We start from the raw sequence: 26,619 nt of genomic DNA, 5'->3' as shown, positions 1-26,619 counted from the left end.
GGGCGGCGCGCGCCGCCACCAGTTCGTCGGTCAGCGGCATCGGATCCCCCTGGCAGGACATGCTGCAGTCGAGGTGGATCTTCTTGAAGCCGGCCGCGACATAGCTGGCGACGAGATCCTCGGCATGGGCCATGGCCTGTTCGGCGGGCTCGCTCTGCCAGCGGTTGGGGCCGAGGTGATCCCCACCCAGTACCAGCCGCTGCAAGGGAAAGTCGCACTCGGCGGCGAGCCGGTGCAGCAGGTCGCGAAAATCGGCCGGTGTCATGCCGGTGTAGCCGCCAAATTGATCCACCTGATTGGAGGTGGCCTCGACCAGCAGCAGCTGGTCCCCTTGCGCCGCCAGTCGCAAGGCCGCCTCCAGCACCAGCGGATGGGCGGAGCAGACGGCGTAGATCCCGACCTGCTCCCCCTGCTTGTGTTGTGCGACCAGATCCAGCATTGATTTCATTTCCCTCTTCCTCTTGGCCTGAATAGGATGCTTTGCTTTCGATTTCTTTCTTTACCCTAGGCGCACGGCGCTCGAAACGAAATAAAAGCGTGTTCGCATCTTGAGCAAGATCACAAAAAGAAATGAATCGAAAGTGTTTTCGCTGCTTAAGGGAGTCTGACGGCACTTTTCAATTCAATGAAAGCTTGATTTGCCATCGAGGCTGAGTGTTAATAGGGAAACGTAACGAAGTGAAAGTTCTACTTTCACCACAGGACTCCGGCAGAGAGACTATGCAAACCACCGAAAAGAGCGTGCTCGGCACCAGCGAGCGACGGGAGCGCATCATTCAACAGCTGCGCAGCAATGGCAGCGTTCAGGTCAACGAGCTGGCCGGCCACTATCAGGTCTCCACCGTCACCATCCGCAACGATCTGGCATTTCTGGAGAAACAGGGGGTGGCGGTGCGCGCCTACGGTGGCGCCCTGTTGTGTGAATCCGGCCAGCCGGTGGCCGAGCGCACCATCGCCGACAAGAGCGTGCTCAACACCCCGGTCAAGCAGCGCATCGGCGCCATGGCGGCGAGCCTGGTGCAGCCGGGTTGTCGCCTCATTCTCGACTCGGGCACCACCACCCTGGAGGTGGCGCGCCACCTGCGCGATCACCAAGAGATAGTGGTGATGACCAACGGCATGAACGTGGCGAATGCCCTGCTGGAGGCGGAAGGGGTGGAGCTGCTGATGACGGGGGGCCACCTGCGCCGCAAGTCGCTCTCCTTCTACGGCGCCCAGGCGGATCTCTCCTTGCAGAACTATCACTTCGATCTGCTGTTTCTCGGGGTGGATGGCATCGATCTGGAGCGCGGCGTCAGCACCCATCATGAAGACGAGGCCAGGCTCAACCGCTGCATGTGCCACGTGGCCGAGCGGATCATCGTCGTGACCGACTCCAGCAAGTTTGGCCGGCTGAGCCTGCACAAGATCGTCGATACCCGGCGCATCCACACCCTGATCACCGACGACGCCATTGCGGCGGAGACCCTGGCCGGTCTGCGTCAGGCCGGGATAGAGGTGCTGCTGGTGGAGGCCTGAACCTGCAATCGACTGAGAATGCGAAAGAGGGACGCCGTGGCGTCCCTCTTTCGTGGTCTGGGGCGAAGCTCAGCGTTGCTCGGGAAAGTAACGCTCGAGCAGGGCAGTGAGGATGGCCTGGCTCTCGGCATCCGGTTCACCGCTGATCAGGGCGGGCCGAAAGTGGAGCTGGAAGGCGCGCAGGACGGCGCGGCTCTGCTCGTCCCAGTTGCCGCTCGGGGCGATGCCGTAGCCGTAGCGGGCCAGCCGTTGCTGCCAGCCGAGGGCATCCCAGGCCGGCGCCGGCTGCTGGCGCAGCTCGGCCAGCCGGGTTTCATCGGGCCAGGCGCCCACCCCGTAGCGCAGGGCCAGTTCGCGCCAGGGGAAGTGGGGGCCGGGATCCTGCTTGCGCTCGGGGGCGACGTCGCTGTGGGCCAGCACCTGGGTGGGGGGGATCTGGTAGCGCTCGACCAGCTCGCGGGTGAGGGGGCCGAGGGCGGCTATCTGTGCCTGGGTGTAGGGTTGCCAGCGCCGCTGGTGGGCGGGCAGCAGCTCATCTTGTGGCGGGTAGCCGAGGTTGACGATCTCGATGCCAAGAGAGCTGGCATTGAGCCCCGTATACTGGTGCCAGCGGCTGCGGCCGGCATGCCAGGCGCGCCGGTTGTCGGGCACCAGCTGGTAGACCGGCAGCGGCCGCTCATCGGTATCGCGCGGGATAAGGTAGTGGGCGCTCACCTGATGGGCCGGCTCGGTCAGCAGGCGCAGGGAACGCTCATCGTCTTCATCCGTGTAGTGCAGGATCAGAAAGGCGATGCGCTCGTTCTGGCTGGCGCTCTGATGGTCGTTGTTGAGCCGATAGGGGGCTGGCTGACAGGCGCTCAGCAGCAGGGTGAGGCAGAGGGCATACCAGTGCCGGCAGTTGCCCCATGGCCGACGGCGCCCACCCACCGCCAGCAGGCGGGATGATGGTGAGCGCAGACGCCGGCCCATGGTTCAGCCGCGATACTTGGCGGTGAGGCCGATGAGGAAGTTGCGCAGGATCTGATCCCCGCAATCCTGGTAGTGCTTGTGGTCCCGTGAGCGGAACAGGGCGCTCAGCTCGGACTTGGAGAGGTTGAAGTTCGCCAGCTTGAGGGTGGCGAGCATCTCCTCTTCCTTGAAGTTGAGGCCGATGCGCAGCTTGCGCAGGATCATGTTGTTGTTGATCCGGTTCGGGATCACCTGGGGCGGTGCATCTTCCCGCGCGCCGCGGCGCACCAGGATCAGGCCGTCGAGGAACTGGCTCAGGGCCGAATCCGGGCAGGCGGCAAAGCCAGCCTCCTGCACCTCACCCTCTTCTGCCTCTTTCATCAGCCAGCCGTGCAACTGGGTGTGGGTGACGGTCAGGTTGCCCTTGGCGAACATGTCGACCATCTGGTCGTTGTTGATGCTGAGGGCGTAGCGCAGGCGGCGCAAAATATCGTTGTTGGTCATGTCGACTCCTGTGGAAACGGCGCAACTTTACCATCTGGCGGGGCCCGCGTCAGAAAAAGCGGGCCACCGGGTCAGGCGAGGTAGCGGGGAGCCTCCTGGCGCACCTGCTCCATCGCATCCTGCAGCTCCAGCAACTCGGGCTCGAGTTCGGCCACCGCCACCCCGTCTCGCAACTGCTGCTCCAGCTGGGAGAGCAGCCGCTGCAGGCGAGGCACCCCCGAGTAGGCGCAGCCGCCGTTGAGGCGATGGAGCTGGGCCAGCACCTCGCTGTCCTCCACCTGGCCGGCGAGCGCCGCCTCCAGCACAGGATCCACCTCGTCGAAACTGGCCATCAGCATGGTCAGCATCTCCTTGGCGAGATCCAGCTTGCCCGCCGCCTGGCGCACCGCCAGCGACCAGTCGATCTGCTGGCTGGCGTGATTCTGGTGGCGACGATGGGCGAAGTCGGTGATGAGCTTGGCCAGCATGGCCTCGTCGATGGGCTTGGCCAGATAGTCGTCCATGCCCTGGCGGATCAGCCGCTCCCGCTCGCCGGGAATGGCGTGGGCGGTGACCGCGACTATGGGCGTCTCGGTGTTGAGAGACTGGCTGCGAATAGCCTGGGTGGCGCTGATGCCGTCCATGATCGGCATCTGGATATCCATGAAGATGATGTCGAACGGCTGGCTCTGGGCCAGTCTGACCGCCTCCTTGCCGTTCTTGCACACCACCACCTGGCTCACCATCTCCTTGAGCATGGCGGCGATCAGCTTGAGGTTGGCGGCGTTGTCGTCCACCGCCAGCACCTTGATCTCCTGCACGCTGCGCGGGGAGGGCTCTGGCAGCGGGGCGCTGCGCGCCGCCTCGGGGGAGAGCAGGGCGTGCAGCAGCTTGCGGTGGTTGATGGGTTTGGAGAGGCAGTGCTGGGCACCGTGGGCCAGCATGGCCTCGTAGAGCGAAGGCTCGTGGCTGCTGAGCAGCACTATGGTGTTCTGCTGGCCATCCAGCCCGTCGAGGCGCGCCACCACCTGCTGCGGGCTGTGCTGGGTACCGCTGCCGATGATCACCATGTCCTGGCTGCTCATCTCGGGCCAGGGGTCGTCGCCGGTCAGGGAGTGCACCTGCAGCTGCCACTCCGCCAGCAGGGCGCAGATGGCGGAGTGGCTGAAGGGATCCGGTTCCAGCAGCCAGACCCGCTTGCCCTGGATGCGATCCAGCGGCAACCGGTCGGTCTGGGGCAGGGGGGAGACCTCCAGATCCAGGCTGAAGGAGAAGACAGAGCCCTTGCCGAGTTCCGATTCGAAGCGGATCTGGCCCCCCATCTGCTGCACCAGCTTCTGGGTGATGACGAGGCCCAGGCCGGTGCCGCCATAGCGGCGGGAGATGGAGGAGTCGGCCTGGTTGAAGGCCTGAAACAGCTGGCGCTGCTGCTCTTCCGAGATGCCGATGCCGGTGTCGCGGATCAGCACGTTGAGCCGCACCTTGTTGCCGCTGAGGCTGCCGGTCTGCTCGATGCGCACGTCCACGTTGCCGCGCTCGGTAAACTTGATGGCGTTGCCGGTGAGGTTGGTCAGCACCTGTTGCAGGCGCATGGGGTCGCCGGTGAGGTAGTCCGGCACCTCGGCATCCACCTGCAGGGAGAGCTCCAGCTGCTTGTCGTGGGCGCTGGGGCCGAGCAGGTGCATGGTCTCGTTGAGGGTGTCGCGCAGGCTGAAGGGGATGTGCTCCAGCTGCAGCTTGCCCGCCTCCAGCTTGGAGAAGTCGAGGATGTCGTTGATGATGCCGAGCAGGTTGCGGGCCGACTTCTCGATGGTCTGCATGTAGTCGGTCTGGCTCGGGGTCAGGCTGGTCTTGAGCAGCTGGCGGGTAAAGCCGATGACCCCGTTGAGCGGGGTGCGCAGCTCGTGGGACATGTTGGCGAGGAACTCCGACTTGACCCGCGCCGCCTCCTGCGCCCGCTTCTTGGCCATGTCGAGCTCGACGTTCTGGATCTCGATCTGCTCCAGCGTCTCGCGCAAGTCGGAGGTGGCCTGATCGATGTTCTGCTGCATCTCCTCGTGGTATTCAGAGAGCGCCTTGGCCATGGCGTTGATGCCGTTTTTCAGCATGTCCAGCTCGCCGGTGAGTTGACCGCTGACCCGGGTGTCGAGCCGTCCCTCCCTGATCTTGTGCACCGCCTGCACCATGTCGGTGATGGGCTGGGTCACGCTCTTGACCAGCCGAAAGCCGAACAGGGTGCTGAAGGCGATGCCGATGAGCACCATGATCACCGCGAAGAAGGTGTCGCGGTATTGCAGGATCATGGCCCGGTCGGTAGTCATCTGCATGGAGATGTAGCCGATCATCGGCGGCTCCACGTCGCTCGGCAGCGGGAAGCCGTCCATGCTGGTCTCGGCCTGGATCGGGGTGCGCAAGATGATGTCGTCGCCATAGAGGGTGACGCTGGTGAGCTCGGGGATCTGGCTGCCGTCCGGCAGCCGCAGCCGGGTGAAGTCCCTGTGGTAGTTGGACGTCACGAACAGCTGGTTGTCCTGGGTGAAGACGGCGATGGACTTGATGAGCGGCGAGTTCTTGCGGTGGGTGAGGCCGATCAGCCGCTTGAGCGATTCGCGGCTGTGCTGGGTCATCCCGTATTCACTGGCGATGGCCAGCGGCTCTATGATGTTGATGCCCTGATCGATCAGGTTGTTTTCCAGCTGCTGATAGCGGTGGAAGGTGAAATAGCCGGCCATCAGGCCGCCGATGATCAGGGTCGGCAAGATGGTAAAGGCCAGCACACGCGCCCGAAGGCCGTATTTGGTCATGCGGATGATCCCCCGAAGAGCAGGGTTGGCAATGGCGTAAACGAGCGGGTGCGGGCCCACAGGCCGTATTTGGTCATACTATTATTCTTGTGGGACAATAGCCTGCTGCAGATTCCACAATCATGACATAGCCACCTATAGGCACCAAGTTTTATGGCCCAGTTTTTCAAGCCCCAAAAGAAATCCACCCAGCCCCAACGTATTGAATTTACGGTAGACAGCCTGGATCACCACTGCGTCGGGATCGGCCGCCACCAGGGCAAGGCGATCTTCATCGAAGGGGCGTTGCCCGGTGAGCAGGTCAAGGCCCGCATCCTCGAAGACAAGAAGCAGTATGCCCACGCCGCCCTGCAACAGGTGGTGACCCCGGCGGCCAATCGCATCGCCCCCTTCTGCAGCCACTACCGCGAGTGCGGCGGCTGCAGTGCTCAGCACCTGGCCGAAGCGGATCAGCGCGCCGCCAAGGAGGCCGGCCTGGTCAGCCTGTTCGAGCGGCTCGGCAACATCCAGCCCCCGGCGCTGGAGCCCGTGCTGGGCGGGGAGTCCCACGCCTATCGCCGGGTCTGCCGGTTGGCCATCAAGTTCGACAAGAACGGCCGCTGCACCCGGGTGGGCTTTCGTCGTCGCCAGTCGAACGATCTGGTGGAGATCAGTGGCTGTCCGGTGCTGGCTGAACCGCTCTCCGCGCTGATCGCCCCGCTGCGCGAATGCCTCAACCGCCTCAAGAGCCAGCGTGAGCTGGGCCATGCGGAGCTTATCCAGGCCGAGCAGGGGATCCTGATGCTGCTGCGCCATACCGGCCGGCCGACCGAGGCGGATCGGGCGCAACTGATCGAGTTTGCCAAGGCGCAGGGGATCGACCTCTATCTGCAGGCGGCCGATGAGCAGATTGAGCCGCTGCACCAGCAGTTTGCGCCCTCCTACTCGCTGGATGGCCTGTCTCTTGCGTTCGCTCCCGGTGACTTCATCCAGGTCAACGGCCCGGTCAACCAGCGCATGGTGGAGCAGGCACTGAACTGGCTGGAGGCGGGCAAGGATGACAAGGTGCTCGATCTCTTCTGCGGTATCGGCAACTTCACCCTGCCGCTGGCCCGTCAGGCCCGCGAAGTGGTGGGGGTGGAAGGGGAGCTGGCCATGGTGGCCCGTGCCGAAGAGAACGCCCGTCGCAACGGCATCGAGAACGCACGTTTCTACAAGGCGGACTTGAGCGGCGACATCGCCGGCATGTCCTGGGCGCGGGAAGGGTTCGACCTGGTGCTGCTGGATCCGGCCCGTCCCGGTGCGTTCGAGGTGATGGAGCACGTCGTGAAACTTTCACCCAGACGGGTGGTCTACGTTTCCTGTAATCCGGTCACCCTGGCGCGCGACAGCCAGGTGCTGGTGAAAGGGGGCTACCAGCTGGTGCGCCTCGGCATGCTCGACATGTTCCCGCACACCGGCCACCTGGAGTCCATGGCGCTGTTCGAGCGCAAATAGACGGGCGGTGATGGGCAAAACGGACGTGGTGGCGGTGCCATGAAAGGGCAGCCGTCAGCTGACGATGGTGGCGTCCATAACGCTGTCTGGGCAGGCATGATTGGGGTAATCTAGACCCTTGTAAATCGGCAGGGCCTGACGGAGAACTCTATTGTTTTTCTTGACAATATGCCTTGAAAAATTCTCCGCAGATCCCCATTTGAGGCAATCTCATGAGGGGAGGGGGCGACAGCCTTCGGCCCAATAATTTAAAGGATTGATACCATGGTTGCGGTTCGCGATATTCATTTGAAAGACAACTTCACCCTGGAGGAGTGGGTCAGCTCGCTCACCCTGAGTGACAGTGACAAGGATCAGCTGCGAACCGTCTACCAGTACTGTCTGACGCTCGGTGACGAAGCGCTCACCAACCGGCTGCTGGTGCGCGGGGTCGAGATGGTGGGCATCCTGCTGATGCTCAGCATGGATCTCGGCACCCTCAAGGCCGCCATCATCTATCCCTTCGTCGAAGCCGGTCTCATCAGCCAGGAGCGGATGGACGAGGACTTCGGTCCCAAGATCGCCAAGCTGGTGGAAGGGGTGCTGGAGATGGAGGCCATCCGCTCCCTGCAGACCCTCCACCGCAGCGAAACCTCGCCGGAGCAGGTCGACAACGTGCGGCGCATGCTGCTCGCCATGGTCGAGGATGTGCGCGCCGTGGTGATCAAGCTGGCGGAGCGGATCGCCTGCCTGCGGGAGGCGAAGAAGGCCGATGAAGAGACCCGGGTGCTGATGGCCCAGGAGATCACCAACATCTACGCCCCGCTGGCCAACCGGCTCGGCATCGGTCAGCTCAAGTGGGAGCTTGAGGATCTCGCCTTCCGCTACCTGCACCCGGATACCTACAAGCAGATCGCCAAACAGCTCGACGAGAAGCGCCTCGATCGGGAGCGCTACATCCGCGAGTTCGTGCAGTCCCTGCGCGATGCCCTGAAAGAGGCGGGGGTCGAGGCCGAAGTCTACGGCCGGCCGAAACATATCTACAGCATCTGGCGCAAGATGCAGAAGAAGCACCTCGAGTTCAACGAGCTGTTCGACGTGCGTGCGGTGCGGGTGGTGACCAAGCGGCTGCAGGATTGCTATGCGGCGCTCGGCATCGTTCACACCCATTTCCACCACATTCCCCGCGAGTTTGACGACTATGTCGCCAACCCCAAACCCAACGGCTACCAGTCCATCCATACCGTGGTGGTGGGGCCCGAGGGCAAGACGGTGGAGATCCAGATCCGTACCGATCAGATGCACCAGGATGCCGAGCTCGGTGTGGCGGCCCACTGGCGCTACAAGGAAGGGGCTCAGGCCGGCGGCAAGGCCAACAACTTCGAAGACAAGATCGAGTGGCTGCGCAAGCTGCTCGCCTGGCAGGAGGATCTCTCCGAGAGTGGCTCCCTGCTCGAGGATCTGCGCAGTCAGGTGTTCGAGGACAGGGTCTATGTGTTCACTCCGAAAGGGGATGTCATCGACCTGCCGGCGGGGGCCACGCCCCTCGACTTTGCCTATCACGTCCACAGCATGATCGGCCACCGCTGCATCGGCGCCAAGATCGACGGCCGCATCGTGCCGTTCACCTATGCGCTGCAGACCGGCGATCAGGTGGAGGTGATCACCCAGAAAGAACCGAACCCGAGCCGCGACTGGATGAACCCCAACTCGGGTTTCCTGCGCTCCAGCCGGGCGCGGGCCAAGGTGGCCACCTGGTTCAGAAAGCTGGATCGGGACAAGAACATCGTCGCCGGGCGCGAGTTGTTCGACAAGGAGCTGGATCGCCACAACCTCAGCATGGCCAAGATCGACAAGGGCAACATGCTGCGCCGCTTCAATCTGGAGAGCACCGACGATCTGCTGGCCGGCATCGGCAGCGGCGACATCCGCATCAACCAGGTGATCAACTACCTGGACACCTGTTACAACAAGCCGACGGCGGAGGAGGAAGATCGCCGCCTGCTGGAGAAGCTGGAACAGAAGGCCAATGCGCCGTTCCGCCACAAGCCCAAGGATCACATTGTGGTGGAAGGGGTGGGCAACCTGATGACCCACATCGCCCGCTGCTGCCAGCCGATCCCCGGGGATGCCATCCAGGGCTTCATCACCATGGGCCGCGGCGTCTCCATCCACCGGGAGGATTGCGAGCAACTCAAAGAGCTGTCGCGCCGCAACCCGGAGCGGTTGATCGACGCGGTATGGGGGGAGAACTACTCCGGCGGTTACGGTCTCACCATCCGCATCCTCTCCAACGACAGGTCCGGCTTGCTGCGCGACATCACCACCGTGCTTGCCAACGAGAAGATCAACGTGATGGGGGTGCGTTCGCGCTCCAACGTGCGTGAGCAGACCGCCGAGATCGACATGGAGCTGGAAATTTACAACATCAACGCCTTCAACCGGGCGTTGGCCAAGCTCAGCCAGCTCAATGACGTGATCAGCGCCAAGCGCCTCTGATCGTACGCAACACTGCACTCGTGACCGACCGCCAGGTCGGTCACTGTTTTCTCCCGGTAGCATCAAGAAAAGCGAACATCCCATGTCCCAACGTTACGACCTGCCCCAACTGCTCGCCATCATGGCCAAACTGCGCGACCCGAACGGGGGCTGCCCCTGGGATCTCAAGCAGAGCTTCCAGACCATAGTGCCGCACACCCTGGAGGAGGCCTACGAGGTGGCCGACGCCATCGAGACCGAAGATTGGCAGGGGCTGAAAGGGGAGCTGGGGGATCTGCTGTTCCAGGTGGTGTTCTATGCCCAGCTTGGCAAGGAGCAGGGGCTGTTCGACTTTGCCGACATCGTCGACACGGTGAGCGAGAAGCTGATTCGTCGCCACCCCCATGTCTTCTCCGATGCCGACCTCGGCGACGAGCAGGCGGTGAAGGTGAACTGGGAGGCTGAAAAGGCCAAGGAGCGGGCGGCACTCGACAAAGAGAGCGTGCTTGACGACATCCCCCTCTCGCTGCCGGCCCTGACCCGCGCCGCCAAGATCCAGAAGCGCTGCGCCACCGTCGGTTTTGACTGGAAGACCCTGGGCCCGGTGGTGGACAAGATCCACGAGGAGATCGACGAGGTGATGGAAGAGGCGCTGATGGCCGACGTGGATGAAGCGCGGGTGAGCGACGAGCTCGGCGATCTGCTGTTTGCCACCGTCAACTTGGTGCGTCATCTGGGCAAGGATCCGGAGCAGGTGCTGCGGGGCGCCAACGCCAAGTTCGAACGCCGCTTTCGTCAGGTTGAGCAGTTTATCGCCGCGGAAGGGCTGAAAATGACCGACTGCAGCCTCGAGAAGCTGGATGCCGCCTGGGTCAAGGCCAAGGAAACCGAACAAAGTTGATTTGGCGCAAGATAGGGGCGCCGGGAGCCTGATAGATTTTTGTTCATTGTTTGGGAGAGGGGGTTTTGGTATACTGTTTCCCCGTCCTGCTTCATCCCCGAAGCACCCCTTAAAATTCCCTAAACTTCTTTCAGGTTCAGCATGACGACAAAATATATTTTTGTAACTGGTGGCGTTGTTTCATCCCTCGGCAAAGGCATTGCCGCAGCTTCTCTGGCAGCCATTCTGGAAGCCCGTGGTCTGGATGTGACCATCATGAAACTGGACCCCTATATCAACGTGGATCCGGGCACCATGAGCCCGACCCAGCACGGTGAAGTGTTCGTAACCGAGGACGGGGCCGAGACCGATCTGGACTTGGGCCACTACGAGCGTTTCATCCGCACCAAGATGACCCGCCGCAACAACTTCACCACCGGTCGCATCTACGCCGACGTGCTGCGCAAAGAGCGCCGCGGCGACTATCTGGGCGCCACCATTCAGGTGATCCCGCACATCACCAACGCCATTAAAGAGCGGGTGATTGCCGGTGCCGAAGGCCATCAGGTTGCCATCGTCGAGGTGGGCGGTACCGTGGGCGATATCGAGTCCCTGCCGTTCCTCGAAGCCATTCGTCAGCTGGCTGCCGAAGTGGGTCGCAACAACGCCATGTTCATGCACCTGACCCTGGTGCCTTATCTGGCCGCCGCCGGCGAAGTGAAGACCAAGCCGACCCAGCACTCCGTGAAGGAGCTGCTCTCCATCGGTATCCAGCCGGACGTGCTGATCTGCCGTTCCGACCGCGCCATTCCGGCCAACGAACGTGCCAAGATCGCCCTGTTCTGCAACGTGCCGGAGCGTGCCGTCATCTCCATGAAGGACGTCGACTCCATCTACAAGATCCCGGCGCTGCTGAAATCCCAGAACCTGGACTCCTACATCACCGAGCGCTTCGGCATCGAGTGCAAGGAGGCCGATCTGGCCGAGTGGGAACAGGTCATCTATGAAGAGGCCAACCCGACTGCAGAAGTGACCATCGGCATGGTAGGCAAGTACGTCTCCCTGCCAGATGCCTACAAGTCCGTCAACGAGGCGCTCAAACACGGCGGTCTGAAGACCCGTCTCTCCGTCAACATCAAGTACATCGATTCCCAGGACATCGAGACCCGTGGCGCCGAGCTGCTGGAAGGTCTGGACGCAATCCTGGTGCCGGGTGGCTTCGGTGAGCGCGGCGTGGAAGGCAAGATCCTGGCGGCCCAGTATGCCCGCGAGAACAAGATCCCGTATCTCGGCATCTGTCTCGGCATGCAGGTTGCGATGATCGAATTTGCCCGCAACGTGGCCGGCATGGCCGGGGCTCACTCCTCCGAATTCAAGAAAGATTGCGCCTACCCGGTAGTGGGTCTCATCACCGAGTGGGTGGATGACGAAGGCAACGTCGAGACCCGGACCGAGAAGTCCGATCTGGGCGGTACCATGCGTCTGGGTTCCCAGCTCTGCCACCTAGTGGAAGATTCCAAGGTGCGTCAGATGTACGGCAGCCCGACCATTTACGAACGCCACCGTCACCGTTATGAAGTGAACAACAAGCTGCTGCCGCAGATCGAAGCAGCGGGTCTGAAAGTGACCGGTCTCTCCGCCGACAAGAAGTTGGTGGAAATCATCGAGATCCCGGATCACCCCTGGTTCGTGGCCGCGCAGTTCCACCCGGAGTTCACCTCGACTCCTCGTGATGGCCACGCCCTGTTCGCCGGTTTTGTGAAGGCGGCGGGCGAGTATCAGAAGCGTAATCTGAAGTAATTGAAAATAAATGCGGTTGGGGCCCTGTGCCACAGCCGCTTTTTTTGGCATATTTTTGTTGTTTTTTTACGAAACCTGAGGAAATACACATGTCCAAGATCGTTAAAGTGATCGGTCGTGAAATCATCGACTCCCGTGGTAACCCGACCGTTGAGGCCGAAGTTCACCTGGAAGGTGGTTTTGTTGGTATGGCAGCCGCTCCGTCTGGCGCGTCCACCGGTTCCCGCGAAGCGCTGGAACTGCGTGACGGCGACAAGAGCCGTTTCCTGGGTAAAGGCGTGCTGAAAGCCCTCGAAGCCGTCAACGGCCCGATCGCTCAAGCTCTGCTGGGTAAAGATGCCAAGGACCAGGCCACTGTCGACCAGATCATGATCGACCTCGACGGTACCGAGAACAAATCCAAGTTCGGCGCCAACGCCATCCTGGCTGTTTCCCTGGCCAACGCCAAAGCTGCCGCTGCTGCCAAAGGCATGCCGCTGTACGCTCACATCGCCGAGCTGAACGGTACCCCGGGTGTCTACTCCATGCCGCTGCCCATGATGAACATCATCAACGGTGGTGAGCACGCCGACAACAACGTCGACATCCAGGAGTTCATGATCCAGCCGGTTGGCGCCAAGACCCTGAAAGAAGCCGTTCGCATGGGTGCCGAAGTGTTCCACAACCTGGCCAAAGTGCTGAAGTCCAAGGGCTACAACACTGCAGTTGGTGACGAAGGTGGTTTCGCTCCGAACCTGAAATCCAACGCCGAAGCGCTGGAAGTGATCGCCGAAGCCGTTGCTGCTGCCGGTTACAAGCTGGGCACCGACGTGACCCTGGCCATGGACTGCGCTGCTTCCGAGTTCTACGACGCAGAGAAGAAAGAGTACAACCTGAAAGGCGAAGGTCGTGTCTTCACCTCCAACGGTTTCTCTGATTTCCTGGAAGAGCTGACTGCCAAGTTCCCGATCGTCTCCATCGAAGACGGCCTGGACGAATCTGACTGGGAAGGCTTCGCCTACCAGACCCAGAAACTGGGCAAGAAAATCCAGATCGTGGGTGACGACCTGTTCGTAACCAACACCAAGATCCTCAAGCGCGGTATCGACAACGGCATCGCGAACTCCATCCTGATCAAGTTCAACCAGATCGGTTCCCTGACCGAAACTCTGGCTGCCATCAAGATGGCCAAAGACGCTGGCTACACTGCCGTCATCTCCCACCGCTCCGGTGAGACCGAAGACGCGACCATCGCCGACCTGGCTGTGGGTACCGCTGCTGGCCAGATCAAGACCGGTTCCATGAGCCGTTCTGACCGTGTTGCCAAGTACAACCAGCTGATCCGTATCGAAGAAGCCCTGGGTGCCAAGGCTCCGTTCCGCGGTCTGAAAGAAGTGAAGAACCAGGCTTAATCGTCGCCTGTTCTCCTGCTTCACAAAGCCCCGCCATCCGGCGGGGCTTTTTCGTCTGTGTCACCCCCATCCCCGGATTCTGCATTTTTTGTTCCGACCGAACCCATCCGGGACACAGGCTTTCTTTTGTCTTGCCTGCGAATATGGGAAACTAGGCCGCTTGAAGGAGACTCAGTGCATGCGGCTACTCACTCTTATCCTGCTCTTCCTGTTGGGAGGGCTTCAATACGACCTCTGGCTGGGGAAGAACGGCCTGTCTGACTATCGTGAGCTGTCCGATGCCATCACCCGGCAGCAGCAGGACAATCTGGTACTCAAGGATCGCAACAACCTGATTTATCGCGAGATTGATGACCTGACCTCGGGTCTGGAAGCCATCGAGGAGCTGTCGCGCAACGATCTTGGCTACATCAAGCAGGGCGAGACCTTCTACCGCATCATTCCCAAGGACAAAGACAAGGGCTCCAGTTCCGGAGACGCAGCCTACGATGACTGATCATCACAGTGGACTGACCGCCATCGTGCCGGCCGCCGGCATCGGCAGCCGGATGGGGGCCGAGTGCCCGAAACAGTATCTGCAGCTGGCGGGCATGACCATTCTGGAGCACACACTGACCCGGCTGCTCTCCCACCCGGCTATCGGTCAGGTCATAGTGGCGCTGGCTCCCCATGACCGCTGGTTCGACACACTGGCCGTGGCCGCCGATCCGAGGATCCTGCGAGTGGAAGGGGGCGCCGAGCGCGCCTTCTCCGTGCTCAATGCGCTGCACGTGGCGCAAGGGGAGTGGGTGCTGGTGCATGACGCCGCCCGTCCCTGCCTGACCCACGGCGATCTCGATCGCCTCATCGCCACCGCCATGGCCTGTGGCGGAGCCATCCTCGGCAGCCGGGTGCGCGACACCATGAAGCGCTCCGACGCCGCCGGCAACATCCTCGCCACCGTCGAGCGCGAGGAGCTCTGGCACGCCCTGACCCCGCAGATGTTCCCCACCGGCCCCCTCAAGCGGGCACTGGAGGAGGGGCTGGCACTGGGGGCCACCATCACGGATGAGGCCTCCGCCATGGAGCGGGCCGGCTTCCCGGTGCGAATGGTGGAAGGGCGAGCCGACAACATCAAGGTGACCCGGCCGGAGGATCTCTCCCTGGCGGGGCTCTATTTGCAGCAACAGGACGCGCGCCGGCCGGCGCGACCCGATTCACCCACAGAGGAGCTGGCATGATCCGGATTGGACATGGTTTTGATGTACACAAGTTTGGCGGGGTTGGCCCCTGCATGCTGGGCGGGGTGGCGGTGCCGTATGAACAGGGCCTGCTGGCTCACTCCGATGGTGACGTGGTGCTGCATGCGGTGAGCGATGCCCTGCTGGGGGCCATCGGCGCCGGCGACATCGGCCGCCATTTCCCCGATACCGCGGCCGAATTCAAGGGCATCGACAGCCGCATCCTGCTGCGGGACGTGTTTGCGCGGGTGCAGAAGGCGGGTTATGCCATCGGCAATCTGGATGTGACCATCATCGCCCAGGCGCCCAAGATGGCGCCCCACATCGACGCCATGTGCGCCGTGCTGGCCGCCGATCTGCAATGTGATTTGAACCGGGTGAACGTCAAGGCGACGACCACCGAACAGCTTGGATTCACGGGGCGCAAGGAAGGGATCGCCACCGAAGCCGTTGTCTTACTGGTGAAACAATAATGCTCGAACAACTGGCCTACCTGCACGGGGCGCCCACTGCCCGTGGCATCCTCAAGGCGCAAGCCGCCGACTTCGTGGTCAATGAAGATCTCGGGTTTGAACCCTGCGGCGAGGGTGAGCACATCTTCGTCCAGGTGCGCAAAACCGGCGAGAACACCGCCTGGGTGGCGGGCCTGCTGGCCGATGCGGCCGGGGTTGCCCGCAATGCGGTGACCTGGGCCGGGCTGAAAGATCGCCACGCGGTGACCGAACAGTGGTTCGGTATCCACCTGCCTGGCAAGGCAGAGCCGGATCTCTCGGTCATCGAGAGCGACAGCATCAGGATCCTGCAGGTGAAGCGTCACAACAAGAAGCTGCGGGTCGGCTATCTCAAGGGCAACCACTTCACCCTGCGCCTCACCGCGCTGGAACATGCCGACGGGCTGGAGTCCCGCCTGCAGGCCATCGCCGATCAGGGCGTGCCCAACTACTACGGCGAGCAGCGTTTCGGCCGCGGTGGCAACAATCTGGAGGCCGCCAAGGCGATGTTCGCCGGCAAGCGGATCAAGGATCGCAACAAGCGCTCCCTCTACCTTTCCGCCGCCCGCAGCATGCTGTTCAACGCCATCGTCAGCGCCCGCATCGAGCAGGGGCTGGCCCATCAGCTGCTGGCTGGCGACTGCGTGATGCTCAAAGGCAGCCACTCCATCTTCAGCGAAGAGAGCGTGACGCCCGAGCTGGAGGCGCGTCTCGCCTCCGGCGACGTGCAGCTCACCGCGCCCCAGTGGGGCCGTGGTCGTTCTGCCAGCCAGGGCGCCGCCGCCGAGTTCGAGCAGGCAGTGCTGGCGCCTTATCACGAGTGGTGCGATGGGCTGGAGAAGGCGGGGCTGGATCAGGATCGCCGCCCCTTGCTGCTCAAGCCGCAGGCCATGAGCTGGCAGCTGGAGGGGGCCGTGCTGACCCTGTCGTTCTTCCTGCCGGCCGGGGCGTTTGCCACCAGCGTGGTGCGCGAGTTAATGCAGGCCGAAGAGGCCGATCATGGTTTCAGGAATCAATCCGATGAGAATTCTGGTCAGTAATGACGACGGTGTGCATGCCGAGGGGATCCGTGCTCTCAGCGAGGCGCTGGCCGCCTGCGGCGAGGTCATCGTGGTGGCGCCGGATCGCAATCGTAGCGGGGCGAGTCACTCCCTGACGCTGGAAGTGCCGCTGCGGGTCACCCGCATCGCCGAAACCGGGTATCATGCGGTGAAGGGAACGCCGACCGATTGCGTACACTTGGCCGTCAACGAGCTGGTGCGTCCGGAACCCGACATGGTGGTGGCCGGCATCAACCACGGTGCCAACCTGGGGGATGACGTCATCTACTCGGGCACGGTGGCGGCTGCAACCGAGGGACGCCACCTCGGCTTCCCCTCGCTGGCCATCTCGCTGGTAGGCAAGACCCATTTCGCCACGGCGGCCCACTACGCCGCCCAGCTGGTGAGGGGCATGATGGTGCACCCGCTGCCCGCCGATCAGATCCTCAACGTCAATGTGCCTGACCTGCCCCTCGACCAGATCAAGGGGATCAGGGTGACGCGCCTTGGCAACCGCCACCGGGCGGAGTCGGTGATCTGCACCGAGGATCCCCGCGGTCAGCCCATCTACTGGATCGGCCCCCCCGGCAGCCAGCAAGATGCGGGAGAAGGCACGGATTTCGCCGCCATCGAGCAGGGCTACGTCTCGATCACCCCCCTGACCATCGATATGACTGCCTACAGCAGTCTGGCGGGGCTGGGGGCTTGGTTGGACCTGCAGGGATGAAGGTGTGATAGTACAGCGCCTGTTAAACCAGCTGATCGCGCAGGACATTCGCGATTTCCGCGTACTCGCGGCGATTGCCAAGGTGCCGCGCCAGCTGTTCGTGGATGAAGCCATGGCCCACAAGGCCTGGGACAATACGGCCCTGCCCATCGGTCACGGCCAGACCATCTCGCAGCCCTACATGGTGGCGCGCATGACCGAACTGCTGATCCAGAACAATCCGGCCCACGTGCTGGAGATTGGCACAGGATCGGGTTATCAGACGGCGGTGCTGGCTCATCTGGTGGAGCACGTCTACACGGTGGAGCGGATCAAGTCGCTGCAGTTTCAGGCCCGGCGCCGGCTGCGCCAGCTCGACCTGCACAATGTCTCCGCCAAGCACGGCAATGGCTGGCTGGGCTGGCCCAATAAAGGACCATTTGACGCCATTCTGGTCACGGCGGCCGCCAGCGAGGTGCCGACGGCCCTCACCGATCAGCTGGCCGACGGTGGCCGGCTGGTATTGCCGGTGGGAGATAGCCAGCAGACCCTGCAGCTGATCGAGCGGTCGGGCTCCCAGCTCACCAGCCGGATCCTGGAGCCGGTCCGTTTTGTTCCCCTGATTGACGGAGATGTCGAGTGAAGTTGTTTTCCCGCCTCTATGTGCTGGTGATGCAGTGGGCGCGCCACAAGTATGCCCCCTGGTATCTGGCGATCACCGCCTTCATCGAGTCGGTGTTCTGGCCCATCCCGGTGGATGTGATGCTGGCCCCCATGGCGCTCGGCAAACCCCGGCGGGCCTGGCACTATGCCGCGCTCGCCACCCTGTTTTCGGTACTGGGCGCCCTGGTGGGTTACCTGCTCGGCTATGCCCTGTGGGAGCCTGTCGTCCAGCCGCTGGTTGTGTCGGTCGGCTATGAGGACAAGATTGCCGTGGCCGAGCAGTGGTTCCAGCAGTGGGGTATCTGGGTGATTTTTATTGCCAGCTTCACGCCGATCCCCTACAAGGTGTTTACCGTGACGGCCGGTCTGCTGCAAATGGCACTGCTGCCCTTCATCGTGACCTCGCTGATCGGGCGTGGCATGCGCTTTTTCCTGGTGGCGGGTCTGATGCGCTGGGGTGGCGAAAAGATGGAGCGCAAGCTGATGCACTATGTGGATGTGCTGGGTTGGCTCTGTATTGGTTTGGCCGTCGTGGCCTATTTCTGGTTTAGTCGTTGAGGATCCACTATGCGTTCGCGTATTTGGCAAGGAAGCAGTGTCGTCGTGTTGTCATGGCTGTTGCTTGCTTGCGCTTCCAGCAAGACCGCCGCCCCCGTCCAGGGACTGGGCAATGACGGTCTTGTTTCCACCATTCCGGCGCGCCAGATGGCGGCCCAGCCCACCATTCAGGGCAACAGCTACACGGTGAAGAAAGGGGATACGCTCTATTCCATCGCCTTCAACTCGGGCAATGACGTGCCCTCGCTGGCCAGCCTCAACGGTATCAGCCCCCCCTACAACATCTATCCGGGTCAGCAGATCCGGCTCGACGCCTCCGGCAGCACCATGGCGGTGGCACGCAGCGCGGGCACCTATCAGGTTCGACCCGGTGATACCCTGAGCAGCATTGGCCGCCAGTTCGGCATGTCGAATCAGACCCTGGCCCAGAACAACAATCTGAGGGCCCCCTTTGCCCTTCAGGTGGGGCAGGTGCTGAACGTGCAGTCCTCCGGGGCGAGCAGTGGCCAGATGGTGGCGGCGACCTCGCCGGTGACCGCTCCGGTGGTCAGCCAGAGCAGTGGTCCCAAACCCCTGGCGCCGGCAACGTCAGGTACGACCACTCCGTTCATCAAACAAAAAACCGTTGCTCAGCCATCTTCAAAAGAATACGCTCAGGCAAAAGAACAAAAAAACGACAACAAGCCTCAGTCGAGACTTTCTTGGCACTGGCCTACCAAAGGCCGGATCGTCGAGGGTTTCTCTGTTGCAGAACAGGGGAACAAGGGCATAGATATCGCTGGCCAGAAGGGGCAACCCATCTACGCGGCGAGCGGCGGCAAGGTCGTCTATGCGGGTAGCGCACTAAGGGGTTATGGCAAGCTGATCATCCTCAAGCACGATGATGACTACCTTTCAGCCTACGCTCACAACGATGAGCTGCGGGTCAAGGAAGGGGATTCGGTGCAGGGCGGATCTGTCATTGCCAACATGGGTAGCACGGACGCGCCGGATGTGCGATTGCACTTTGAAATCCGGTACAGAGGCAAGTCGATCAACCCGATGAGCCATTTGCCAAAGCGTTAGACCCAGAGAGTTAAGTCTTACTCTGGTGCAGGTCAGGGAGACACGCCATGAGCCAAGAACAACTGGTAATGCAGGATGCAGAGTTAGAGTTCGACGAAGAGCTGGAGAGTCAGGAAGAAGAAGAGATACAGGAAGTTGCGGCCGAGGCCGAAGAGACGATTTCCGATGAGCTGATGGCACCTGAACTGAACAAGGTGATGGATGCCACCCAGCTCTATCTCGGGGAGATTGGTTTCTCCCCCCTGCTCACGGCTGAAGAGGAAGTCTATTATGCTCGCCGTGCCTTGCGGGGCGACAAAGCCGCCCGCAAGCGCATGATCGAGTCCAACCTGCGACTGGTAGTCAAGATCGCCCGTCGTTACAACAACCGCGGCCTGGTGCTGCTGGATCTCATCGAAGAGGGCAACCTCGGTCTCATCCGCGCGGTCGAAAAATTCGATCCGGAGCGCGGCTTCCGCTTCTCCACCTATGCCACCTGGTGGATCCGCCAGACCATAGAGCGGGCCATCATGAACCAGACCCGTACCATTCGTCTGCCCATTCATGTGGTCAAGGAGTTAAACGTTTACCTGCGCACCGCGCGCGAACTCTCTCATCGCCTCGATCATGAACCGACCGCCGAGGACATTGCCCAGGCGCTCGATCGCTCGGTGGACGATGTGAACCGCATGCTCAAGCTCAACGAGAAGATCACCTCGGTCGATACCCCGATTGGTGGCGATCGCGACAAGGCGCTGCTGGATGTGCTCTCTGATGAGCGCGGCATGGGCCCGGAGCTAGAGTCCCAGGATGACGACATGCGCGCCAGCATAGTGCACTGGCTGGAAGAGCTGAATCCCAAGCAGCGTGAGGTGCTGGCCCGTCGCTTCGGTCTGCTCGGCTATGAGCCGGCGACCCTGGAAGACGTGGGGGCCGAGATTGGCCTGACCCGGGAGCGGGTTCGCCAGATCCAGGTGGAGGGACTGCGCCGTCTGCGGGAGATCCTGCTGGGGCAGGGGCTCTCCATCGAGGCGCTGTTCCGTACCAACTAATTGCTGCGAGTGAGCGAAGATGCTTACCAGGCAAAACAAAAAGGGGCCCAAGGCCCCTTTTTCATGTCGGCAGGATCCTCAGGATCAAACCGGATCCAGCGTATCCAGCGGCCAGCGCGGCACGGCCTTCACGGCCAGCGGCTCGAACACGCCCGCTTTCAGGCGCTGCATGCCGGCATAGGCGATCATGGCGCCATTGTCGGTGCAATATTCGGTACGTGGGTAGAAGACTTCCCCCTTGAGGCTCTCCATCAGCTCGGCCAGCTGAGCGCGCAGGTGACGGTTGGCGCTGACGCCGCCGGCCACCACCAGGCGATTTAGGCCGGTCTCCTTCAGGGCGCGGCGACACTTGATGGCCAGTGTATCGACCACCGCATCTTCAAACGCTCTGGCGATATCGGCACGGGTCTGTTCATCATCACCGTTGGCGGCGATGGTGTTGGCGGCAAAGGTCTTGAGGCCGGAGAAGCTCATGTCGAGCCCGGGACGGTCGGTCATGGGACGCGGGAAGGTGAAGCGGCCCTTGAGGCCTTTCTCCGCCAAGCGGGAGAGCAGTGGGCCACCGGGATAGTCCAGACCCATCAGCTTGGCGGTCTTGTCGAACGCCTCGCCGGCGGCATCGTCGATAGACTCGCCCAGCAGCTGATAGCTGCCGATACCGTCGACCCGCACCAGCATGGAGTGGCCGCCGGAGACCAAGAGCGCCACAAAGGGGAACTCGGGGGCCTTCTCTTCCAGCATGGGTGCCAGCAGGTGGCCTTCCATGTGGTGCACGGCGATGGCCGGCTTGTTCCATGCCATCGCCAGCGAGCGGCCTATGGTGGCCCCCACCAGGATGGCGCCAACCAGACCCGGGCCCGCGGTATAGGCGATGCCGTCGATGTCATCCTTGCCCAGTCCGGCCTCTTGCAACGCCGCCTGGATCAAGGGGATCGTCTTGCGCACATGGTCCCGGCTGGCCAGCTCGGGAACGACGCCGCCGTAGTCCGCATGCAGCTTGACCTGGCTGTATAACTGGTGGGAAAGGATCCCTTTTTGATCGTCGAAGATCGCGATCCCGGTTTCGTCACAGGATGTCTCTATGCCCAATACACGCATTGCTAAAAAATTTCACTGCTAAAATGAGACGGCTATGGTAACCTTCGCGGGTTTTTTAAACCAGAGCGATCTCTGCGGGTTTACTTTCATTCCCTGTCCAGAGTATAATTTCGCACCATTTTAAGACATGCTGATCGATTGAAGGTCAGCTAACAATTTATCACTGAGGTGAAAGGCACATGCCAGTAATCAAAGTCCGTGAAAATGAGCCGTTTGACGTTGCTCTGCGTCGCTTCAAGCGTTCTTGCGAAAAAGCCGGTATCCTGTCCGAAGTTCGTAGCCGTGAGTTCTACGAGAAGCCGACTACCATTCGCAAGCGTGCCAAAGCGTCCGCCGTTAAGCGTCACGCCAAGAAGCTGTCCCGCGAAAACGCACGTCGTATCCGCCTGTACTAATCAAGGGATCATGCCGTGTCTCTGAAGGATCAACTCAAGGATCAGCAAAAGCTCGCCATGCTTGCCAAAGACAAGCAGCGGTTGGGCGCGATCCGTCTGTTGATGGCTGAAATCAAGCAGCGTGAAGTTGACACCCGTGTCGAGCTCGATGATCAGGATATCCTCGCTGTGGTGACCAAGATGGTCAAACAGCGCCGTGATTCCATCAGTCAATTCGAGGCCGCCGGTCGCCAGGATCTTGCCGACAAAGAGTCCGCCGAGATCGCTGTGTTGCAGGAATTCCTGCCGCAACAGCTGACCGCAGCCGAGATTGCCGCACTGATTGAGCAAGCCATCGCTGAAAGTGGTGCTGCCGTCATGGCTGACATGGGTAAAGTCATGGCTGTCTTGAAGCCGAAAATTCAGGGGCGTGCCGATGTCGGCGCCGTCAGTGCGCAGGTGAAAACCCGCTTGGCGTAACAGGCAACTCTCTTGTTTGGTCAAAGAAGCCGTGCTTCCCTAGGAATGCGCGGCTTTTTTATTTTCTACGCAATGAAACAGGACGGTTATGGCAGGCAGGATCCCACAATCCTTTATCGATGATCTGCTGGTACGCACAGACATTGTCGAGTTGATCGACTCCCGTGTGCGACTGAAGAAAGCCGGTAAGAACTACCAGGCTTGCTGCCCTTTTCATAACGAAAAAAGCCCCTCGTTTACCGTCAGTCAGGAGAAGCAGTTCTATCACTGTTTCGGCTGCGGTGCCCACGGCAATGCCATTGGCTTTGTGATGGAGTACGACGGGCTCGAGTTTCCCGACGCCATCGAGGAGCTGGCCAGCCTGCATGGCATGCAGGTGCCGCGCGAGCAAACCGCGGGTGGGTCTGGCAATAGCCAGCCGGCTGTCAGCAAGGATCTGTTCGAGCTGATGAACCAGATTGCGCGCTTCTACGAGAGCAATCTCAAGAACGCGCCGCAGGCGGTGGAGTATTTGAAAGGCCGGGGCCTGACTGGCGAGGTGGTCAAGCGCTTCAACATCGGGTATGCCCCCGGAGACTGGGATCAGGTGCGTCGCCGCTTTGGAGCCAGCCGGGAACACGAGCAGTTGCTCATCTCGGGCGGCATGCTGATCCCGCGTGACAGCGGCCCGGGCAGCTATGACCGCTTCCGCGATCGCATCATGTTCCCGATCCGCGACAAGCGCGGCCGGGTCATCGGCTTCGGTGGCCGGGTGTTGGGGGATGGCACGCCCAAGTATCTTAACTCTCCCGAAACGCCCATCTTCCACAAGGGACGGGAGCTGTTCGGTCTCTACGAAGTCAAGCAGGCGCACAAGGATCCGCGTCGGATCCTGGTGGTGGAGGGCTATATGGATGTGGTGGCGCTCGGCCAGTACGACATCGATTATGCGGTGGCGGCGCTGGGAACCGCGACCACCAGCGACCATATCCATACCCTGTTTCGCACCACGGCCGAGGTGGTCTGCTGTTACGACGGCGACAATGCCGGCCGTGAGGCGGCCTGGCGGGCATTGGATAACGCGCTGTCCCATCTGCAGGATGGCCGTGAGCTCAAGTTCGTCTTTCTGCCGGACGGCGAGGATCCCGATTCCCTGGTGCGCCAGATCGGCAAGGAGGGGTTCGAAGCGCTGCTCGACCAGGCTCAGCCGTTTGCCGACTTCATGTTCGAACGTCTCGGGCGCGATGCGGCCCTCTCGGGTGAGGCGGGCAAGTTCGAAGTGGCCAACAAGGCCGCCGAGCTGATCCGCCGGGTGCCGGAAGGCTTTACCCGCGAGGGGTTGATTACCCGCCTCTCCAGCATGATGCGCTGGGGCGAAAACAAGCAGCGGATCGCCGAACTGTTTGCCCGCAACAGCCAGCCGAAGGCTGAGGTGAGCAAGCCCAAGGCGGCCAAGTTGACACCACTGCGCCGGGCGTTGGCCCTGATGGTGCAATATCCGGCGATCACCGCCGAACTGCCGGCCATGCCTGAGCTGGCTGGGCTTCGTCTGCAGGGGATCCAGTTTCTGCTGCAACTGCATCAGCAGATCCTGACTCAACCTGGGGTGACAACGGGTATCCTGCTGGAACACTGGCGCGGTACCAAAGAGGGAGAGATCCTGGCCCAGCTGGCGATGCACGATCTGTTTGAAGAGGTAAAGCTCGACCAGGAGCCCGATATTCTGGGAGAATTGCAGGATACTTTCGTCGGTTTCATCAACCTGTTCCTGAAGCAGCGCATCGAGGAATTGCAGGCCAAGGTGGCGCAGGAAGGGCTAAGCTCTGAGGAAACTCAGGAGCTGATGATGCTGATCAGAGAGGTGCAGATTGAGAAAAGAAATGAGAGTGGGGCTTGATATTTGAGTGATTAACCCCAATATGAATACCGTTGCCCGAATGGACGGGATTAAAAGCAAACATTTTATAACCGCCTGGCCCCGACAATACTGCGGGCAGGGGTTTCTCATGACCGACGCCGCAACCAGACATAGCATGTCTGGCGGTTTTCTATTAGAATTGGCTATTTGCGCAGCAGCGCACTGTACGCGCAACCTAGCAACACCAACCGGATGAGTTCTATGGAGCAAACCCCGCAGTCTCAGCTTAAACTCCTCGTTGCCAAAGGTAAAGAACAGGGCTACCTGACCTATGCCGAGGTGAACGATCACCTCCCGCAAGACATTGTCGACTCTGACCAGATCGAAGACATCATCCAGATGATCAACGACATGGGTATCCAGGTGGTGGAGAACGCCCCGGATGCCGATGATCTTATCATGGCTGAAGGTGGTACCGCCGATGAGGACGCTGCCGAAGCAGCGGCCCAGGCTCTGGCATCTGTTGAATCCGAGATTGGTCGCACGACCGATCCCGTCCGCATGTACATGCGGGAAATGGGTACCGTCGAACTGCTGACCCGCGAAGGCGAAATCGATATCGCCAAGCGGATCGAAGACGGTATCAACCAGGTACAAAGTTCCGTCGCCGAGTACCCGGAAGCGATTACCTATCTGCTTGAACAATATGACAAGTATGAAGCCGAACAGCTGCGCCTGTCCGACATCATCTCCGGATTCATCGATCCCAACGAGACCGACGACGTCGCACCGACCGCCACTCACATCGGCTCCGAGCTCAGCGAGGAAGATCTGGCTGACGAGGATGAAGATGAAGACGAAGACGAAGACGGTGATGGTGATGACTCCGACGATGATGGCGACGGTGGTCCGGATCCGGAAGTTGCTCGCGAGAAGTTTGGTGAGCTGCGCGCCCAGTACGAGGTAACCCGCCTCTCCATTCAGCAGAATGGCCGCGCGCACGAAGATACCCAGAATGCCATCGCCCAGCTGGCCGACGTGTTCCGTCAATTCCGCCTGATGCCCAAGCAGTTCGATCGCCTGGTCAACAACATGCGCGAGATGATGGAGCGGGTCCGCGTGCAGGAACGCATCATCATGAAACTCTGCGTTGAGCAGGCCAAGATGCCGAAGAAAACCTTCGTCGCGGCCTTCACCAACAACGAGTGCGAAACTGCCTGGTTCGAATACCAGAAGCAGGCTGGCAAGGCATGGTCTCCCCGTCTGGTGGAGATGGACGAAGACGTGCTGCGCGCCATCGGCAAGCTGCAGCAGATCGAGGAAGAGACCGGTCTGTCCATCGCCCAGATCAAGGACATCAACCGTCGCATGAGCATCGGTGAGGCCAAGGCCCGCCGCGCCAAGAAAGAGATGGTTGAGGCCAACCTGCGTCTGGTTATCTCCATTGCCAAGAAGTACACCAACCGCGGTCTGCAGTTCCTGGATCTGATCCAGGAAGGCAACATCGGTCTGATGAAGGCGGTCGACAAGTTTGAATACCGTCGTGGCTACAAGTTCTCGACCTATGCGACCTGGTGGATCCGTCAGGCCATTACCCGCTCCATCGCGGATCAGGCCCGTACCATCCGTATCCCGGTACACATGATCGAGACCATCAACAAGCTCAACCGTATCTCCCGTCAGATGCTGCAGGAGATGGGCCGTGAACCGAACCCGGAAGAGCTGGCCATGCGCATGGGCATGCCGGAAGACAAGATCCGCAAGGTACTGAAAATCGCCAAAGAGCCCATCTCCATGGAGACGCCCATCGGTGATGATGAAGATTCCCACTTGGGCGACTTCATCGAAGATACCACCCTGGCCCTGCCGGCCGATGCGGCCACCAGCGAGAGCCTGCGCAACGCGACCCGCGAAGTGCTGGCCGGTCTGACCGCTCGTGAGGCCAAGGTACTGCGCATGCGTTTCGGTATCGACATGAACACTGACCACACCCTTGAGGAAGTGGGCAAGCAGTTCGACGTGACCCGTGAGCGTATCCGTCAGATCGAAGCCAAGGCACTGCGCAAGCTGCGCCATCCGAGCCGCTCCGAAGTACTGCGCAGCTTCCTGGACGAGTAATCCTGGGCGGGTCCAACCCGTAACCGCTGTCAAAAAGCCCCGCCATGCGGGGCTTTGTTTTATCCGTGGCGATGGGGCGCTGACGATGAACCACGGAACCGCTTGAATATAGATGAAATCTCGCCAAGTGGTTGATATGCCTATGGACTGGCTAACGGACATCCCCTATAATCCACGCCGC

24 protein-coding genes are annotated in these 26,619 nt (G+C 61.2%); 19 read left to right on the top strand and 5 right to left on the bottom strand.

Annotated elements, in window-relative coordinates; genetic code table 11:
• Positions 1 to 448 (bottom strand): class II D-tagatose-bisphosphate aldolase, non-catalytic subunit (locus tag AB5Y95_RS18780; RefSeq protein ID WP_368161804.1); only part of this gene is annotated, 448 nt, incomplete at its 3' end.
• Positions 449 to 720: 272 nt separating this feature from the next.
• On the opposite strand from AB5Y95_RS18780, the gene AB5Y95_RS18775 reads away from it, so the two are divergent.
• A complete protein-coding gene (locus tag AB5Y95_RS18775; protein WP_368161803.1) occupies positions 721 to 1,518 on the top strand; it encodes a DeoR family transcriptional regulator in 798 nt (265 codons plus the stop codon).
• A 69-nt stretch (positions 1,519 to 1,587) separates the two neighbouring features.
• On the opposite strand, the gene AB5Y95_RS18770 is transcribed toward AB5Y95_RS18775, so the two are convergent.
• The 3 genes from AB5Y95_RS18770 to barA form a co-directional block, all read right to left on the bottom strand.
• Complete coding sequence (locus AB5Y95_RS18770) at positions 1,588 to 2,487, bottom strand: N-acetylmuramoyl-L-alanine amidase (protein ID WP_368161802.1); 900 nt, start codon at positions 2,485 to 2,487, stop codon at positions 1,588 to 1,590.
• Between the two features lie 3 nt (positions 2,488 to 2,490).
• Entirely contained in the window at positions 2,491 to 2,970 is a 480-nt protein-coding gene (locus tag AB5Y95_RS18765) for a DUF1456 family protein (RefSeq protein WP_368161801.1), read from the bottom strand.
• 71 nt (positions 2,971 to 3,041) lie between these two features.
• A complete protein-coding gene (barA, locus tag AB5Y95_RS18760) occupies positions 3,042 to 5,753 on the bottom strand; it encodes a two-component sensor histidine kinase BarA (protein WP_025202190.1) in 2,712 nt (903 codons plus the stop codon).
• Positions 5,754 to 5,906: 153 nt separating this feature from the next.
• Between barA and rlmD the strand changes: the two genes are divergently transcribed.
• From rlmD to rpoS, 14 genes are all read left to right on the top strand, one after another.
• Positions 5,907 to 7,229, top strand: a complete 1,323-nt coding sequence (gene rlmD / locus AB5Y95_RS18755; RefSeq protein WP_368161800.1) for a 23S rRNA (uracil(1939)-C(5))-methyltransferase RlmD — start codon at positions 5,907 to 5,909, stop codon at positions 7,227 to 7,229.
• Between the two features lie 264 nt (positions 7,230 to 7,493).
• Positions 7,494 to 9,707, top strand: a complete 2,214-nt coding sequence (relA, locus tag AB5Y95_RS18750; RefSeq protein WP_005309420.1) for a GTP diphosphokinase — start codon at positions 7,494 to 7,496, stop codon at positions 9,705 to 9,707.
• 82 nt (positions 9,708 to 9,789) lie between these two features.
• On the top strand, positions 9,790 to 10,587 hold the full coding sequence (mazG, locus tag AB5Y95_RS18745) for a nucleoside triphosphate pyrophosphohydrolase (RefSeq protein ID WP_124250547.1): 798 nt from the start codon (positions 9,790 to 9,792) through the stop codon (positions 10,585 to 10,587).
• Positions 10,588 to 10,728: 141 nt separating this feature from the next.
• Positions 10,729 to 12,366 (top strand): glutamine hydrolyzing CTP synthase, encoded by a 1,638-nt coding sequence (gene pyrG, locus AB5Y95_RS18740; RefSeq protein ID WP_005309423.1) that lies wholly within the window; start codon positions 10,729 to 10,731, stop codon positions 12,364 to 12,366.
• An 89-nt stretch (positions 12,367 to 12,455) separates the two neighbouring features.
• The gene (gene eno / locus AB5Y95_RS18735; protein WP_005309426.1) at positions 12,456 to 13,757 is read left to right on the top strand and encodes a phosphopyruvate hydratase; all 1,302 of its coding nucleotides are present in this window, start codon (positions 12,456 to 12,458) and stop codon (positions 13,755 to 13,757) included.
• 178 nt (positions 13,758 to 13,935) lie between these two features.
• Positions 13,936 to 14,253 carry a cell division protein FtsB gene (gene ftsB / locus AB5Y95_RS18730; protein WP_005309428.1) on the top strand — a complete coding sequence of 106 codons (318 nt, stop codon included), beginning with the start codon at positions 13,936 to 13,938 and terminating at the stop codon, positions 14,251 to 14,253.
• Positions 14,246 to 14,977, top strand: a complete 732-nt coding sequence (gene ispD, locus AB5Y95_RS18725; RefSeq protein ID WP_042008853.1) for a 2-C-methyl-D-erythritol 4-phosphate cytidylyltransferase — start codon at positions 14,246 to 14,248, stop codon at positions 14,975 to 14,977. Before ftsB ends, ispD begins: the two co-directional genes overlap by 8 nt.
• Complete coding sequence (ispF, locus tag AB5Y95_RS18720) at positions 14,974 to 15,450, top strand: 2-C-methyl-D-erythritol 2,4-cyclodiphosphate synthase (protein WP_005309431.1); 477 nt, start codon at positions 14,974 to 14,976, stop codon at positions 15,448 to 15,450. The genes ispD and ispF overlap by 4 nt, the downstream gene beginning before the upstream one ends.
• Complete coding sequence (truD, locus tag AB5Y95_RS18715; protein WP_242761207.1) at positions 15,450 to 16,508, top strand: tRNA pseudouridine(13) synthase TruD; 1,059 nt, start codon at positions 15,450 to 15,452, stop codon at positions 16,506 to 16,508. Before ispF ends, truD begins: the two co-directional genes overlap by 1 nt.
• On the top strand, positions 16,489 to 17,235 hold the full coding sequence (gene surE / locus AB5Y95_RS18710) for a 5'/3'-nucleotidase SurE (RefSeq protein ID WP_139725099.1): 747 nt from the start codon (positions 16,489 to 16,491) through the stop codon (positions 17,233 to 17,235). Before truD ends, surE begins: the two co-directional genes overlap by 20 nt.
• A 4-nt stretch (positions 17,236 to 17,239) precedes the next feature.
• Positions 17,240 to 17,857 carry a protein-L-isoaspartate(D-aspartate) O-methyltransferase gene (locus AB5Y95_RS18705; RefSeq protein WP_005309437.1) on the top strand — a complete coding sequence of 206 codons (618 nt, stop codon included), beginning with the start codon at positions 17,240 to 17,242 and terminating at the stop codon, positions 17,855 to 17,857.
• Positions 17,854 to 18,435 carry a YqaA family protein gene (locus AB5Y95_RS18700; RefSeq protein ID WP_025202186.1) on the top strand — a complete coding sequence of 194 codons (582 nt, stop codon included), beginning with the start codon at positions 17,854 to 17,856 and terminating at the stop codon, positions 18,433 to 18,435. Before AB5Y95_RS18705 ends, AB5Y95_RS18700 begins: the two co-directional genes overlap by 4 nt.
• 9 nt (positions 18,436 to 18,444) lie before the next feature.
• Positions 18,445 to 19,500, top strand: coding sequence for a peptidoglycan DD-metalloendopeptidase family protein (locus tag AB5Y95_RS18695; protein WP_025202185.1), 1,056 nt, complete (start codon positions 18,445 to 18,447; stop codon positions 19,498 to 19,500).
• Between the two features lie 47 nt (positions 19,501 to 19,547).
• Positions 19,548 to 20,531, top strand: coding sequence for an RNA polymerase sigma factor RpoS (gene rpoS, locus AB5Y95_RS18690; protein ID WP_005309444.1), 984 nt, complete (start codon positions 19,548 to 19,550; stop codon positions 20,529 to 20,531).
• A gap of 84 nt (positions 20,532 to 20,615) precedes the next feature.
• Here the strand turns inward: rpoS and tsaD are convergent, their stop codons facing one another.
• A complete protein-coding gene (gene tsaD, locus AB5Y95_RS18685; RefSeq protein ID WP_010635011.1) occupies positions 20,616 to 21,629 on the bottom strand; it encodes a tRNA (adenosine(37)-N6)-threonylcarbamoyltransferase complex transferase subunit TsaD in 1,014 nt (337 codons plus the stop codon).
• A gap of 179 nt (positions 21,630 to 21,808) precedes the next feature.
• Between tsaD and rpsU the strand changes: the two genes are divergently transcribed.
• From rpsU to rpoD, 4 genes are all read left to right on the top strand, one after another.
• The gene (rpsU, locus tag AB5Y95_RS18680; RefSeq protein WP_005309452.1) at positions 21,809 to 22,024 is read left to right on the top strand and encodes a 30S ribosomal protein S21; all 216 of its coding nucleotides are present in this window, start codon (positions 21,809 to 21,811) and stop codon (positions 22,022 to 22,024) included.
• A gap of 15 nt (positions 22,025 to 22,039) precedes the next feature.
• Positions 22,040 to 22,483, top strand: a complete 444-nt coding sequence (locus tag AB5Y95_RS18675; RefSeq protein WP_017780947.1) for a GatB/YqeY domain-containing protein — start codon at positions 22,040 to 22,042, stop codon at positions 22,481 to 22,483.
• A gap of 88 nt (positions 22,484 to 22,571) precedes the next feature.
• Positions 22,572 to 24,359, top strand: coding sequence for a DNA primase (dnaG, locus tag AB5Y95_RS18670; protein WP_368161799.1), 1,788 nt, complete (start codon positions 22,572 to 22,574; stop codon positions 24,357 to 24,359).
• Positions 24,360 to 24,542: 183 nt separating this feature from the next.
• Positions 24,543 to 26,438 carry an RNA polymerase sigma factor RpoD gene (gene rpoD / locus AB5Y95_RS18665; protein ID WP_264082799.1) on the top strand — a complete coding sequence of 632 codons (1,896 nt, stop codon included), beginning with the start codon at positions 24,543 to 24,545 and terminating at the stop codon, positions 26,436 to 26,438.
• Positions 26,439 to 26,619: the final 181 nt, after the last annotated feature.

It is taken from the genome of Aeromonas sp. R5-3 (assembly GCF_040908225.1).
GTDB lineage: Bacteria > Pseudomonadota > Gammaproteobacteria > Enterobacterales > Aeromonadaceae > Aeromonas > Aeromonas dhakensis.
The sequence above is the reverse complement of the archived record's forward strand: the minus strand, read 5'-3'. Positions and strand labels throughout refer to the sequence as shown.

What these genes read in the sequence shown, in the direction of transcription:
- AB5Y95_RS18770 (WP_368161802.1), bottom strand. Translation starts at nt 2,487, where the DNA reads ATGGGCCGGCGTCTGCGCTCACCATCATCCCGCCTGCTGGCGGTGGGT.
- rpoS (WP_005309444.1), top strand. Translation starts at nt 19,548, where the DNA reads ATGAGCCAAGAACAACTGGTAATGCAGGATGCAGAGTTAGAGTTCGAC.
- AB5Y95_RS18695 (WP_025202185.1), top strand. Translation starts at nt 18,445, where the DNA reads ATGCGTTCGCGTATTTGGCAAGGAAGCAGTGTCGTCGTGTTGTCATGG.
- truD (WP_242761207.1), top strand. Translation starts at nt 15,450, where the DNA reads ATGCTCGAACAACTGGCCTACCTGCACGGGGCGCCCACTGCCCGTGGC.
- AB5Y95_RS18775 (WP_368161803.1), top strand. Translation starts at nt 721, where the DNA reads ATGCAAACCACCGAAAAGAGCGTGCTCGGCACCAGCGAGCGACGGGAG.
- ispF (WP_005309431.1), top strand. Translation starts at nt 14,974, where the DNA reads ATGATCCGGATTGGACATGGTTTTGATGTACACAAGTTTGGCGGGGTT.
- dnaG (WP_368161799.1), top strand. Translation starts at nt 22,572, where the DNA reads ATGGCAGGCAGGATCCCACAATCCTTTATCGATGATCTGCTGGTACGC.
- barA (WP_025202190.1), bottom strand. Translation starts at nt 5,753, where the DNA reads ATGACCAAATACGGCCTTCGGGCGCGTGTGCTGGCCTTTACCATCTTG.
- ftsB (WP_005309428.1), top strand. Translation starts at nt 13,936, where the DNA reads ATGCGGCTACTCACTCTTATCCTGCTCTTCCTGTTGGGAGGGCTTCAA.
- relA (WP_005309420.1), top strand. Translation starts at nt 7,494, where the DNA reads ATGGTTGCGGTTCGCGATATTCATTTGAAAGACAACTTCACCCTGGAG.
- surE (WP_139725099.1), top strand. Translation starts at nt 16,489, where the DNA reads ATGAGAATTCTGGTCAGTAATGACGACGGTGTGCATGCCGAGGGGATC.
- AB5Y95_RS18765 (WP_368161801.1), bottom strand. Translation starts at nt 2,970, where the DNA reads ATGACCAACAACGATATTTTGCGCCGCCTGCGCTACGCCCTCAGCATC.
- ispD (WP_042008853.1), top strand. Translation starts at nt 14,246, where the DNA reads ATGACTGATCATCACAGTGGACTGACCGCCATCGTGCCGGCCGCCGGC.
- eno (WP_005309426.1), top strand. Translation starts at nt 12,456, where the DNA reads ATGTCCAAGATCGTTAAAGTGATCGGTCGTGAAATCATCGACTCCCGT.
- mazG (WP_124250547.1), top strand. Translation starts at nt 9,790, where the DNA reads ATGTCCCAACGTTACGACCTGCCCCAACTGCTCGCCATCATGGCCAAA.
- rlmD (WP_368161800.1), top strand. Translation starts at nt 5,907, where the DNA reads ATGGCCCAGTTTTTCAAGCCCCAAAAGAAATCCACCCAGCCCCAACGT.
- tsaD (WP_010635011.1), bottom strand. Translation starts at nt 21,629, where the DNA reads ATGCGTGTATTGGGCATAGAGACATCCTGTGACGAAACCGGGATCGCG.
- pyrG (WP_005309423.1), top strand. Translation starts at nt 10,729, where the DNA reads ATGACGACAAAATATATTTTTGTAACTGGTGGCGTTGTTTCATCCCTC.
- rpsU (WP_005309452.1), top strand. Translation starts at nt 21,809, where the DNA reads ATGCCAGTAATCAAAGTCCGTGAAAATGAGCCGTTTGACGTTGCTCTG.